Source organism: Pseudomonas profundi (assembly GCF_008638305.1).
Lineage (GTDB): Bacteria > Pseudomonadota > Gammaproteobacteria > Pseudomonadales > Pseudomonadaceae > Halopseudomonas > Halopseudomonas profundi.
Map to the genome: position 1 here is coordinate 282,492 of NZ_VTPZ01000002.1, position 13,150 is coordinate 295,641.

Here is a 13,150-nt window from a genome sequence, read left to right on the forward strand (position 1 = left end):
CCTGTGCCTGTTCGATACAGGCGGTCGCCGGGCCTGCATACTTGTCAAGGATAGCCAGACCGTCTATGTCGCAATCGACTTATAACGCCGACGCACTTGAAGTACTCAGCGGCCTTGATCCGGTACGACGTCGACCGGGCATGTACACCGACACCACGCGCCCAAACCACCTCGCCCAGGAAGTTATCGATAACAGCGTTGACGAGGCGCTCGCCGGCCATGCGCGGACCATCAGCGTCATTCTGTATGAAGACAATGCACTCGAAGTGACCGATGACGGTCGAGGCATGCCGGTAGACATGCACGCGGAAGAGGGCGTATCCGGGGTTGAGCTGATCCTGACGCGTCTGCATGCCGGCGGGAAGTTCTCCAGCAAGAATTATCAGTTCTCCGGCGGTCTGCACGGGGTGGGAATATCGGTGGTCAATGCGCTCTCGCTGCGGGTTGAGGCGCGGGTGAAACGGGATGGCCAGGAATATGCGATCGCCTTCGAAAATGGCGAAAAGGTCAGCGAGCTTGAAGTAGTCGGCAGCGTCGGCAAGCGCAATACCGGTACCTCGGTCAAGTTCTGGGCCAATCCTGGCTATTTCGATACGCCGAAGTACAGCATCAGTCGGCTGAAACACTTGCTCAAGGCCAAGGCGGTTCTCTGTCCGGGCCTGAAGGTGGATTTCGACGATCATCAGTCCAGGGAGCAGACTTCCTGGTACTACGAAGATGGGCTGCGCGATTATCTGGTCGATTCCTGTCTCCAGTGGCCGCGATTGCCGGAGGAGCCTTTCACCGGCAATTTATCCTCGCGTCAGGAGGCGGTGGAATGGGCCATGTTCTGGCTACCTGAAGGCGGCGAACTGGTACAGGAAAGCTACGTCAACCTGATCCCCACGGCCCAGGGCGGGACCCACGTCAACGGGCTGCGCACCGGAGTACTCGAGGCGGTCCGGGAGTTCTGCGAATTCCGCAATCTGCTGCCGCGGGGCGTCAAGCTGGCGCCCGAGGACGTGTGGGAGCGGGTCAGTTACGTGCTGTCCCTGAAGATGGGTGATCCGCAATTCTCCGGGCAGACCAAGGAGCGGCTGTCGTCCCGTGAGTCGGCCGCTTTTGTGTCAGGTGTGATCAAGGATGCCTTCAGCCTGTGGCTGAACCAGCATGCCGATATTGGCCAGCAGTTGGCCGAAATGGCCATCAATCACGCCAGCCGACGCTTAAAGGCTGGCAAGAAGATCGAGCGCAAGCGGATTACCCAGGGCCCGGCGTTACCGGGCAAACTGGCTGATTGTGCGGGACAGGATCCCCGCCGGGCCGAGCTGTTCCTGGTAGAGGGCGACTCGGCCGGTGGCAGCGCCAAGCAGGCGCGTGACAAGGAATTTCAGGCGGTGATGCCGCTACGAGGCAAGATCCTGAATACCTGGGAGGTCGATCCCGGTCAGGTGCTGGGTTCGCAGGAAGTACATGACATCGCGGTGGCGATCGGCGTTGATCCGGGCTCGCCGGATCTGGCGCAACTGCGCTATGGCAAGATTTGCATCCTGGCCGACGCGGACTCCGATGGTCTGCATATCGCCACCTTGTTGTGCGCCTTGTTCGTCAAACACTTCCAGCCCCTGGTCGAAGCCGGTCATGTTTTTGTGGCGATGCCGCCACTGTACCGGGTGGATGTCGGCAAAGAGCTTTTCTACGCCCTCGATGATGCGGAAAAGCAGGGCATCCTCGACCGAATCGAGGCAGAAGGTAAGCGCGGCAAGATCCAGGTCACGCGCTTCAAGGGGCTCGGCGAAATGAACCCCCTGCAGCTGCGTGAAACCACCATGGCGCCGGATACGCGTCGGCTGGTCCAGTTAACCATCGACGATATGCCGCAGACCGAAGCGCTGATGGACATGCTTCTGGCCAAGAAGCGCTCACCGGATCGCAAGAGCTGGCTCGAGAGCAAAGGGAATCTGGCCGAGGTGCTGCTTTGATTCGAGCAGCCGCTCTTTGGATGGGACAGAGATTTGGCTGTGGCTGAAAAGCCTTCTTCCCGTCGCTTCGGTACCGCCATGCTGGTGCTGGCCTGGATTGCCGGTTTAGCCTTGGCGGCCAACTGGTTCGCCGGTATCGAAGAGCGTCAACGCAACCCCAACCAGCAGCCGGAGTCGCTTCATACGGAATCCGTGGTTGAGGTGCGCCTGGATAGCAACCGGCAAGGTCACTATCTGGTTGGCGGGCAGATAAATGGGGTGGACGTTACCTTCCTGCTCGATACTGGCGCGACCTTTGTTGCCATACCAGCGCAGGTGGCTGACGAGCTTGGCCTGGCGCGTGGCCGACCGGTCATGGTCAATACCGCGAACGGTTTGGCTGAGAGTTACAGCACAAATATTGAAAGCCTTGCGCTGGGCGATATCCGCCTGCGGGATGTCGCCGCCGGCATCGTTCCCGGCATGTCGGGTGACGAGATTCTACTGGGTATGAGCGCTCTGCGGCAGCTGGATTTCAGCCAGCAGGGCGGACAACTGATTTTGCGGCAGAACCGCTAATAGAGGGTGAGTATGAGTGACAGCCTGGATCTGAGCATGGAAGGCGTGGAACGCCGTGCACTGTCGTCGTTTACCGAGGAGGCGTACCTCAATTACTCGATGTACGTGATCATGGACCGGGCCCTGCCGAACATTGGTGACGGCCTGAAGCCGGTACAGCGCCGCATCGTTTATGCAATGAGCGAGCTGGGACTCTCTGCCACGTCCAAGCACAAGAAATCGGCAAGGACGGTCGGTGATGTGCTGGGTAAGTATCATCCCCACGGTGATTCCGCGTGCTACGAGGCGATGGTTCTGATGGCCCAGCCGTTTTCCTATCGCTACCCTTTAGTGGATGGGCAGGGCAACTGGGGCGCGCCGGACGACCCCAAGTCCTTTGCGGCGATGCGTTACACCGAAGCACGCCTGGCTCGCTACAGCGAAGTGCTGCTGACTGAGCTGGGGCAGGGCACGGTAGACTGGCAACCCAATTTCGACGGCACCATGGAAGAACCCATGGTCCTGCCTGCGCGCTTGCCCAACCTGTTATTGAACGGCACGACAGGCATCGCCGTGGGTATGGCGACGGATATTCCGCCGCACAACTTGCGCGAAGTGGCCGCTGCCTGCGTACGTTTGTTGGATGAACCGGGCGCTGGCGTCGATGAGCTGATGGAACATGTCCAGGGGCCTGACTACCCGACCGAGGCGGAAATCATCACGCCGCGTAGCGAGCTGGCCAAACTCTACTCCACCGGCCGCGGCTCCGTACGTGCCCGCGCGGTCTGGGAGCGTGAAGATACCGACATAGTCGTCACTTCGCTGCCGCACCAGGTGTCAGGTTCGCGAATTCTTGAGCAGATCGCCGCGCAAATGCAGGCGAAAAAACTGCCAATGGTCGCGGACCTGCGCGATGAATCTGATCACGAGAATCCGACCCGTATCGTCATTGTGCCGCGTTCCAATCGCGTGGATGCCGAAGAGCTGATGCAACACCTGTTCGCCACTACTGACCTGGAGCACAGCTATCGGGTCAACATGAATGTGATCGGGACCGATGGCCGACCCGCTGTCAAAGACCTGCGCAGCATGATCAGCGAATGGTTGGGTTTCCGGATCACTACGGTGCGTCGTCGTCTGCAGTACCGCCTGGACAAGGTTCTCAATCGACTGCATTTGTTGGACGGCTTGCTGGTTGCGTTTCTCAACCTGGACGAAGTCATTCACATCATTCGCACCGAAGATCAGCCACGCGCCGAATTAATGGCCCGCTTTGGCCTCAGCGAGCTCCAGGCTGACTATATTCTGGATACCCGGTTGCGCCAGTTGGCGCGCCTCGAGGAGATGAAGATCCGCGGCGAACAGGATGCGTTGGCTGCTGAACGTGACCAGCTACAGAAGCTGCTGGGTAGCGAGAAGCGCCTGCGCAACAAAGTCCGCGATGAATTGATTGCCGATGCCGAGACCTATGGGGATGACCGTCGTTCGCCGCTGATCGAGCGCCGCGAAGCCCGCGCGCTATCCGAAACCGAACTGGTGCCCGCCGAACCTGTAACAGTGGTGCTGTCCGAAAAAGGCTGGGTGCGCTGCGCCAAGGGCCACGAAGTAGACGGCCCGGCGCTGTCCTATCGTTCGGGTGACAACTTCCTCGCCCAGGCAGCAGGCAGGTCTAATCAGCCTGCAGTGTTTATCGATTCCACCGGGCGAAGTTACTCGGTGGCAGCGCATACCTTGCCGTCGGCACGGGGGCAGGGCGAGCCCCTGACTGGACGCCTCAGTCCGCCGCCAGGCGCAGCATTTGAAGCGGTACTGATGCCTGATGACCAGGCGCTATATCTTGTTGCGTCGGATGCTGGTTATGGCTTCGTGGCACAGGGCTCAGATCTCCACGCCAAGAACAAGAACGGCAAGGCGCTGCTCAGCGTACCGGCCGGAGGAAAGGTGATTGCTCCGGTGCTCGTCTCTGATCAGGCAAGCGATTCGGTGGTAGCTGTCTCCAATGAAGGGCGCTTGTTGGTGTTCCCGGTTGCGGAGCTGCCTCAGCTGGCGAAGGGAAAAGGTAACCGGATCCTGTCCATTCCCTCGGCACGCGTTAAGTCGCGGGATGAATTTCTTGCCGGGTTAACGGTGTTGTCCGCCAATGCCAATCTGGTGCTGGTCGCGGGCAAGCGGACGCTGACGCTTAAACCTGCAGATCTGGAACATTATCGCGGTGAACGCGGACGGCGTGGTAACAAGTTGCCGCGCGGGTTCCAGAAGATCGATTCTATTGCCGTAGGCTAAACCTGTCGCCGTCTCGTTGGGCAAGCAACGGGGCGGCGAGCGCCGGCTTGCTGATCAGTTGCGCCGTTGGGTGTACAAGGCGTTCAGCTGCCGCTCCAGCAAGGTTTGGTGCGGTTCTTTGAGTCGTTCAACGCAATACACGCCGGACTGGCTTGCCAGGCGTCTTACCACCGCACGCTGGCCGAGAATCCCGGTGGTAGCAAGCGACGCATCCAATAGCACCAGATTGCGGCTGAACTGCAGCCGCTCCAGCATCTGCTTGCAGTCGGGTTGCTCTGTATACGCGTCGTCCTCCAGCTCATCAATATTCTCGGTACGGCAGGCAGCCAACTGCAGGTGCAAGGCAATACCCGTGTCAGCAATCTCGATCTGCAGGTCATGCCCTAGAACCCTCAGCAATTCGCCGCAGCTGAGGACCCTGGTGAGTTCTTCAGCATCATCCTTGCCCGCGTCGTCAGCGAAGGAGATCACGCTGGTGCCATCGTGCAGCGTTTGCAATTTTCCCTGGTAAATCTCAGCCGCCTGGCTTACATGTTCCCGATAGCGTTCCAGCAGCGATAGCAAGCGCGGGCGGGCGAGGCGACGTAGCGCCTCCTGATTACCGAGCCGAACTGCCAGGACAGCGCCTGGTATTGCCGGGGCAGGAGGAGGGGCTACAGGTTCCGTAACGGCTTCGGTCTCGTTCGACGACACATCCCGGGATGATCCTGCTATATCGGGTCGGAGAGCCTGGTCACGCGATTCTTCCTCAAAGGTTTCGTCATCACCATCGGAAATCTCTGCTTCGCTCCGGACGGTGAAGGCGTCGGCGTCAGCATTTTCATCGACCGGCTCCTGTTCTACCGGGCCGAACACGGTATCCGGGTCCGGAACGGAGTCGAGCGAAGCAGGCGCTTGTGCGGTGTTGGGCTGGTTTGCTAACTCCATGGTTGCTGGTTCCAGCGAATCTGAACCGAACGCGTCTTCCGGCTCGTCCAGCTCTTCCGGCTCGGCAGGAGCCGGCATGTCGACAATACGCCGCTCGGTTAACCGTCGGGCAAGGTCGCCCAGTTCATCGGCGCGATCCAGACCCGCCGGTGGCGAATCGGTATCGCCATGCCAGTCAGCGAGCTCATTCAGCACCTTGCGCATTCCGGCAGCCATGCGCCAGGCCAGCAGCGCGCCCAGGAGAGTGAGCCCAAGCAGGCTCCATAGCAGATGGCGGACCAGGGCTTGCCCTGGCGCGCTGAACGGCTCAGCTGCCAGGCTCAACCGCAACTGGCCGGCCAGTACGTCCTGAACATGTACAGCCGTGACGAAGCGGCCCTGTCCAGGTGCCAACTGTGCGGCTGAAACCTTGCCTCCTGCCTCGGCCACGATGCGGTTATCAGGGGTGGTCAGGCTGGTGTGTGCAATCAGCGGGTTCTGATTCCATTGCGCAAGCAGAATGTTCAGGCTCAAATGGTCATCCGCGGCCAGAGGGTCCGCGACGGAGGCGGCAACCTGGCGCGCGAGCTCGGCGCCGACCGCGTCAGCCTGAGCCGCCGTGTCGCGCTGGAGCTGATACTGGCCAAACCAGATGAGTAACAGGAGAGCCCCGAACAAGGGCGTCAGGACGAGCAGCATCAAACTGCCCCGCAACTTGATGCTCTGGTCGCGCCAGGCGGCATAGCAGCGGAGGAAAACATTGTCGGAGTGCGATGAGCGATTCAAGATAAAACTCGATATGGCAGGTGAAAGATCCGGCGAGCGAAGGGGCAGTCCGGTGTGATTGAACTTCGCGCCCTTCGGAAGCGATTGAGTATAGCCATTCCGCCATGGGGTAAAAAGCGGCCATCCAATAAGTCGTCGCCTAGGGCCTGTTGCCGTATCATCGCGGCCGCGATGATACGGCAACAGGCCCTGATTACGGTTAGAATGGCGGCCCAGTCTTTTCAGCGGAGCGGCTACCTTGAACGAAATCGTCCTGATCAATATTACCGGGCCTGATCGGCCGGGTCTGACCGCTGCGATAACCGGCATTCTGGCGCGGCAGAACGTTCGGATTCTGGATATCGGTCAAGCAGTGATCCACGATACGTTGTCATTTGGCATTCTGGTCGAGATGGCGGGCGATACCGGAATGTCTGATGTATTAAAGGACGTTTTGTTCCGCGGTTACGAGCTTGATCAGCAGGTCCGTTTCACGCCGGTCAGCGCTGAAGAATATAGCCGCTGGGTCACTGGCCAGGGCAAGCCCCGGCACATCGTAACCTTGCTGGCGCGGCGCATTACTGCCGAGCACATCGCCCGGGTCAGCGAGATCACCGCACGTTTCAATTTGAACATAGACCATATCGACAGACTGTCCGGCCGTATCCCTGAGGGCCTGCCGGCCGATCAGGGCAAGGGCTGTATAGAATTTTCTGTGCGCGGTGAGCCCGACGATCCCGCCGCTCTGCGTAGTGAGTTCCTGGCCATCGCCCAGGAGCTGAATGTCGACATCGCCTTTCAGCAGGACAGCATCTTTCGCAGGAACCGTCGGCTGGTCGTCTTCGACATGGATTCCACCTTGATCGATGCTGAAGTAATTGATGAGCTGGCCAAGGCAGCAGGCGTCGGCGATCTGGTAGCAGAAATCACCGAACGGGCAATGCGTGGCGAACTGGATTTCAAGGCCAGCTTTCGGGAGCGTATGGCGCTGCTCAAAGGGCTGCCTGTGTCAGTGCTGGAAGAGATCGGCGCTGGCCTGCGGCTGACCGAGGGCGCGGAAACGCTGATAGCCCAACTGCGGCGTCTGGGCTACAAAACCGCAATACTCTCGGGCGGCTTCAGCTATTTTGCAGAACAATTGCAGCAGCGCCTTGGCATCGATTATGTCTATGCCAACGCCTTGCCAGTCGAGAGCGGCCTGGTTACAGGCGAGGTGCAGGAGCCGATCGTCGATGGACAACGTAAGGCGGATCTTCTTCGCGAACTGACTGAGCGCGAGGGGATAAGCCTTGAACAGACCATCGCGGTGGGCGATGGAGCCAATGATCTGCCGATGCTCGCGATTGCCGGTCTGGGCGTGGCATTCCGTGCCAAGCCGCTGGTCAAGCAGTCAGCCAAACAGGCCATTTCTACCCTTGGGCTGGACGGCATTCTGTATCTGCTGGGCTTTAGAGACAGGGACGGGTACTAATCAATAGTGTGACGGAGGCGGCGCTACACCTCTCGCAGCATAACTCGCGAATCGGCGCCGTTTCGGCGCCGTCCATCACTCTGCAGAGAAATCGTAGTTCATCGTCTCGCTGGGTGCCTGGAGATAGAACCCCTGAATGTAATTGACCCCGGCCTGCCACAAGGTCGGCATCATGGTCGCGCTATCGACGAAGGAAACGATGGTCAGCTTACCCTTGCTGTGCAAGGTGGTGACGATTTCCTTGAGCGCTTCCACTGATTCAGGCGTGGAAAGATCCCGGCTGAACGAGCCATCCAGCTTTACGTAATCAACATGGACATGTTTCAACGCTGCATAGGGGTTCAAGGCGCAGCCGAAGTGGCTCAGCGAAACCTTGCAATGGATTCCACGTAGCGCCTCGGTGAATGCCCGGGCCTGCTTCAGATAGGTATTGACGTCCGCATCGTTGAACTGGAACACCAGCGCATCCATGGGCAAGCGTGATTCCTTGAGCAGCTGCGAAATCCACGGCACCAGATCCAGGTCCTGCAGGCTGGCGCTGTTCAGGTTAAGGATCAACCGCGTATCGGTGCCCTTGCTACGCTGTGCCACAAGCATTCGGACTGCCTTGCCGATCATCCAGCGGTCGAGTTCGCCGGCTAACCCCGAATCGATCGCCGCCTCGAGATACTCGCCAGCAGGCACTTCCTCACCCTGGCTATTGAGCAAGCGAAGGTAGGTTTCATACAGCTCGGAGCTGTCTCCGCGCAGGCTGATCACCGGCTGGAACTCTAGTTTGACCGCATCGGTTTCGATGCTATGGCGAATCAGTGCGATAAGATTTCCACGATTGGCCTGATGCGCCAGTTCGTCCAGCGGATTGAATACCTTCACCGCGTTACCGCCGTCCTGGCTGATCTGGTCGCACAGGCGATGGGCGCGATCCACGGCCTGGACCGGGTCTGGACTGGTCTCGCTGATGGTAGAGACGCCCATGCTTGCCGTGATCTGTACGGTGCGTCCGTTGGCTTCGAACAGGTTGCCTTCGATTTGCCGGCGAAGCGAGTCGAGCGAGTCGAGAACGCTTTCAGGCTCCTGCGCATCCAGCACGACGCTACAGGCATCATCGCTGAATCGCGCCATCAGCGTCTCGTCCGGAAAAAACTGCCGGAGAATCTGTGCAATATCGGTCAGTACCAGATCTGCACCGCCGATGCCGACATCGGCCTGGAGCGCATGGAAATTGTCGATACCGAGATAGACCAGCGTGCTTGGTTTGCCCTGACGAACAGCCTGCTCACTGATACTTTCAAGCTGTTCCTGGAAGTAGGCACGGTTGAACAGACCGGTCACCAGATCCTGGCGGGCCATGCTCTTGAGTTTTTCCTCGAACTCTGCGCTCGCGGTTTCGGCGCGGATGACGACCTGAGTGCAGGGTTCGTTGTCATAGCTGGCTGGGGAAAAAGTCAGCATGACGGGGAATTCCTTGCCGTCAACGTCCACACCGCTGCAGCGCATTTCGTTCTGGTCACCGCGGTCAATGTAGTGCCGCAGGAAATCCTTGAACACCGCCTGGTCCTTCGCCGCGATCAGGCCGACCATCGGTTCGGCAGCAAGATCATCGACATCGTCATAACCGAACAACCGGGCGTAGGAGCGGTTGGCATAGATATGCATACCGTCGTGCACGTAGGCGATAGCGTCAACAGAGCTGTCGAGCAGCAGCTGGCAACGCTTCTCGGCTTCGCGCAGCGATTGCTCAGCGATACGCTGGTGCCTTCGCGCCGCCAGGCTGGCCAATTCGCGTTGTGCCACCAGCGTCAGCAGTGCATCGGAGTCGACGGAAATGGCGTCCTTCATGCCGCTGCGAAGGGCTTCCACCAGGGATTCGGTGTCTGGCTCAGCCAGGCGGAGAATGAACGGGACATCACGGTCCGAGCCGATCAGGCTGAACGCTTGCCGAGCGGACATGAAGCTCGTTTCCGGGGCCGCAATACACAGGTCCCAGGTCTGTTGAAGGCATTCGTGCAGGTCTTCTGCCGAGGTAATGCGATGAGCGCGGGTGGCGTGACCGGCGTTGCGTAAAACGCTGACGATGCGCTCGGCATTGTTCTGCGAATCATCAAGTATTAACAGCCGTATAGCCTGCGTTTCGGTGCCCATAGTCTTCCATGTGTACGGGCCGGAGAAAGGCAGCCCTGACGTCACTGGAATCTACAACGTCTTCCACAGAGAGTCAAAATCATCCTCGCCGCCACCTGGCGTGCCTGGGCGCCCTCCAGCGCGACGGTCAGTGCCTGCCATCGGGTCGAGGAACCGGTGTTCGAACTGACTGAAGCTGCCGGTAGCGGTAATGCGATCGACCAGTTGTGCCCGCGCTTCCTTGTGGCCTTGATGTATCAATACCTTGCTGCCGACCTGAAAAGGCAGGCGTGGGGTAATGATGGTGGGTGGGCGATCGATCGCTGCTACCGCTGGAACCGTCAGCGCACGCAGGTATTGGCTGGGTTGCTCGGATTTGCGGATCAGCTTGATAGCGCACGGCGTACAGTGCGGAGCGACCAGTTCGATACCCATTTGCGTGCCGCCACCGCGCACTTGTCGGATCCAGCGAACCACAGCGAGACTCCAGTCCTGACCATTGACCTCCTGCACGCCGAGCAGCTCGCCTGCCTGAAGTTGTTTCGGAACCTCCCTTGGCCAGGTGAGGCAAAATCCGCCTGGGCTGTGATTGACGATATTCAGGGTATGGACCGGATACTGGTCGTCTTCGCTTTGCCGGTTGGCTGGCGTATCGGGCGCAGTGGCCGTCGTGTAATCGATCATCTCCATGTTCGACGGTGCCCAGTCGATACTCTTGTCCGTGTCGAAAGCGCTGTCCCAACCTTCCTTTCGGGCCCGCCTGGCCGCGTCGGAGAAGGGATTGAGTTCGGCTTCGTCAGTGGCGACAAATTTCGAGAAACTCATGCCGGAAATCCGGTAATGGGTGGCGCTCATACCGATGCTCAACCGCATCGCGCCGTTACCCGGAACGCGGTTGAAGGTGCGTTCTGCCAGGTCGCCCCAGGACTGACTGACATGCTGCAACAGCTCTACGCCGAAGTCGTCAGGGATCTTCAGTGAGCTGCCGGCCTCGGCTCCATTGAGCATGAAATCCTTGATCTCTTCGACCAGCCCCCGGGTCGCCAGTCCAACGCTTGCGCTGATATCTTCGTCACGAATCAGCGATCGGTATCGCGGTGCGCAGTCCATGTCGGGATTGATGATGAATAGCGCGTCCGGATCGCCTGGGTCTACCAGGTGGACCCGCCTGCTCCAGTCCTCCAGCGTAGCGAACAGCTTACTCATGGCGCTCTGGCGCATCTGATTGGGACGGGCCGCGCCCATCAGCAGCGCCATGGTATAGCAGTGTCTGATACTCAAGGCATGCCCGGCCGAGTTCTCGGCATCAGGGATAGGTTGCTTGTGCAGGCGTCGCCTGCGTGCAAGCTGATAGAGCTGATGCATCTCGAGCCAGACACCGTCGGCAACCGGGCAGTAGAGCTGGTATGCACGTAGCAGGGGGCCGCAAAGGCCGCGGATGGCGCGCTCAAGCGCTAGCGCCATGACGGTAGCATGCTCCTTGGGGCGGATGCTTTGCTCCTGCGCGACGATGATCTTGTAGCCGTTGGCCAGGTGATTCTGCAGGGACTGCGACAGATTGGCGACTTTGCGCGGTTTGTCTTCAAGGACGATGGACTGGCCCAGGTAGTATTTCGATAGCGCAACGCAGACGTAGCGTACTTCAGGACGGATGAGCTCGAGCAACGCCAGACGCTTCTCGGGCGCGATGATCAGCTGATTCAGCTCGATCAATCCTTTGTAAAGCTGACGGGCGGTTTCTCCAATATTGGCTTTAGGCAAATTTCCCAGCCACCGGGAGATTCCTTTCTCCGTCGCTTCAGCGAAGCTGAGTGTTTCCAGCGTCTGCAGCGGTACTCGCAAATTGAGCTTATGCGTTGTGCTATTCATGTAGTTCCCAGTATCGAGGTCCCGCTGTCGCCTCGTCAAAATGACCGAACGTCAACAGCACTGCACGGTTCAGGCCATCCTCGACAATAACCGGTACCAAGGCGATCAGCTGGACCCTATTCAGAACCTGTGCCCTCACTCTAGCAGCTTATGTTCGTGCAGCTTATACCGGCGGCCATGAGTCCGATGAGACCTCAAGACAACCGTCATTCAACAGGCTGCACAACCAGCGGCACCTTGCTGCGTTCGCCCGCGATTTCACGAACCAGGCGCGGAACAAGAAAGCCCGGCAAGCGCGTCAGCATCTGTCCAACCAGTCGGATTGCCTCGTCATCTCCGACAAGAAAATGACGTGCACCTTTTACATGGTCAAGAATATGGAGATAGTAGGGCATTATGCCACTATCGGCTAGCCTTTCACTCAAGGCGATCTGATCTTCGAGTTGGTCATTCACTCCGCGCAGCAGAACCGCCTGGTTGAGCATCATGATTCCGGCGCTGCGTAGGGTGTGTACTGCTTGCTCCAGGCTAGGGTCCAGTTCGTTGGCATGATTGCAATGGAGCACCATGGTGACGGGCAGGCGGGTACCGCATAACGCGTCAATCAGGCCGGCCGTTACCCGTTGAGGAATAACCACCGGTAGACGAGTGTGAACCCGCAGACGCATCACATGCGGAATGTTCGCGATTTCCCGGGTCAACCAGGCCAGGCGCTTGTCATTGGCTGCTAGTGGATCGCCTCCGCTGTATATTACTTCGCGGATGCTGGCATCGGCACGGATGTAATCCAGCGCCTCCTGCCATTCAGCGGTGCTCAGGTTGTTGTCGTCGTAGGGGAAATGGCGCCGGAAACAGTAGCGACAATTCACTGCGCATCCTGCGCTGACAACGAGCAAAAGCCGGCCGTGGTACTTGTGAATGATGCCTGGCCGGGCGTTGGCGTGTTGTTCGCCCAGGGGGTCAGTCACGTAACCGGGCTGATCCAGGAGCTCTTCTCCGATGGGCAATACCTGTCTGAGGAGGGGATCGTCCGGATCGCCGCGGCGCATTCTGGCTATGTAGGGTTCGGGCACACGCAACGGGAAATCCTGTGCGGCACCCCTCGCCGGATCAAGCAAAGAGTCGTGCAATTGGAGCCGGTCGAGAAGCGCTGCGGGGTCGGTAACACTGCGCGCCAGTAGAGTTTGCCAAGTGTCAGACTCAACAGGCGCTGAAGATCCATGTATCATTGCGTTTT

The 13,150-nt window shown here is 59.1% G+C and carries 8 protein-coding genes; 4 read left to right on the forward strand and 4 right to left on the reverse strand.

Annotated features, from left to right (window positions below):
- Positions 1–65: 65 nt before the first annotated feature.
- The 3 genes from parE to parC are packed head-to-tail and all read left to right on the forward strand — an operon-like array spanning position 66 to position 4,781.
- Positions 66–1,961 carry a DNA topoisomerase IV subunit B gene (gene parE / locus FZE95_RS04300; protein WP_150299594.1) on the forward strand — a complete coding sequence of 632 codons (1,896 nt, stop codon included), beginning with the start codon at positions 66–68 and terminating at the stop codon, positions 1,959–1,961.
- Between the two features lie 39 nt (positions 1,962–2,000).
- Positions 2,001–2,519 (forward strand): retropepsin-like aspartic protease family protein, encoded by a 519-nt coding sequence (locus FZE95_RS04305; protein WP_371923492.1) that lies wholly within the window; start codon positions 2,001–2,003, stop codon positions 2,517–2,519.
- 12 nt (positions 2,520–2,531) lie between these two features.
- A complete protein-coding gene (gene parC, locus FZE95_RS04310; protein ID WP_150299595.1) occupies positions 2,532–4,781 on the forward strand; it encodes a DNA topoisomerase IV subunit A in 2,250 nt (749 codons plus the stop codon).
- Positions 4,782–4,835: 54 nt separating this feature from the next.
- Here parC and FZE95_RS04315 read toward each other — a convergent pair whose 3' ends face one another.
- The gene (locus FZE95_RS04315) at positions 4,836–6,386 is read right to left on the reverse strand and encodes a hypothetical protein (RefSeq protein WP_150299596.1); all 1,551 of its coding nucleotides are present in this window, start codon (positions 6,384–6,386) and stop codon (positions 4,836–4,838) included.
- Between the two features lie 325 nt (positions 6,387–6,711).
- Between FZE95_RS04315 and serB the strand changes: the two genes are divergently transcribed.
- Positions 6,712–7,923, forward strand: a complete 1,212-nt coding sequence (gene serB, locus FZE95_RS04320; protein WP_150299597.1) for a phosphoserine phosphatase SerB — start codon at positions 6,712–6,714, stop codon at positions 7,921–7,923.
- A 75-nt stretch (positions 7,924–7,998) separates the two neighbouring features.
- Here the strand turns inward: serB and FZE95_RS04325 are convergent, their stop codons facing one another.
- From FZE95_RS04325 to epmB, 3 genes are all read right to left on the reverse strand, one after another.
- Positions 7,999–10,065, reverse strand: coding sequence for an EAL domain-containing response regulator (locus tag FZE95_RS04325; protein ID WP_150299599.1), 2,067 nt, complete (start codon positions 10,063–10,065; stop codon positions 7,999–8,001).
- Between the two features lie 51 nt (positions 10,066–10,116).
- Complete coding sequence (locus FZE95_RS04330; RefSeq protein ID WP_150299601.1) at positions 10,117–11,913, reverse strand: molecular chaperone; 1,797 nt, start codon at positions 11,911–11,913, stop codon at positions 10,117–10,119.
- Positions 11,914–12,119: 206 nt separating this feature from the next.
- Positions 12,120–13,142: an EF-P beta-lysylation protein EpmB gene (gene epmB / locus FZE95_RS04335; protein ID WP_150299602.1), complete on the reverse strand. Its 1,023-nt coding sequence runs from the start codon at positions 13,140–13,142 to the stop codon at positions 12,120–12,122.
- Positions 13,143–13,150: the final 8 nt, after the last annotated feature.

What these genes read in the sequence shown, in the direction of transcription:
- parE (WP_150299594.1), top strand. Translation starts at nt 66, where the DNA reads ATGTCGCAATCGACTTATAACGCCGACGCACTTGAAGTACTCAGCGGC.
- parC (WP_150299595.1), top strand. Translation starts at nt 2,532, where the DNA reads ATGAGTGACAGCCTGGATCTGAGCATGGAAGGCGTGGAACGCCGTGCA.
- FZE95_RS04315 (WP_150299596.1), bottom strand. Translation starts at nt 6,386, where the DNA reads ATGCTGCTCGTCCTGACGCCCTTGTTCGGGGCTCTCCTGTTACTCATC.
- FZE95_RS04325 (WP_150299599.1), bottom strand. Translation starts at nt 10,065, where the DNA reads ATGGGCACCGAAACGCAGGCTATACGGCTGTTAATACTTGATGATTCG.
- FZE95_RS04330 (WP_150299601.1), bottom strand. Translation starts at nt 11,913, where the DNA reads ATGAATAGCACAACGCATAAGCTCAATTTGCGAGTACCGCTGCAGACG.
- epmB (WP_150299602.1), bottom strand. Translation starts at nt 13,142, where the DNA reads ATGATACATGGATCTTCAGCGCCTGTTGAGTCTGACACTTGGCAAACT.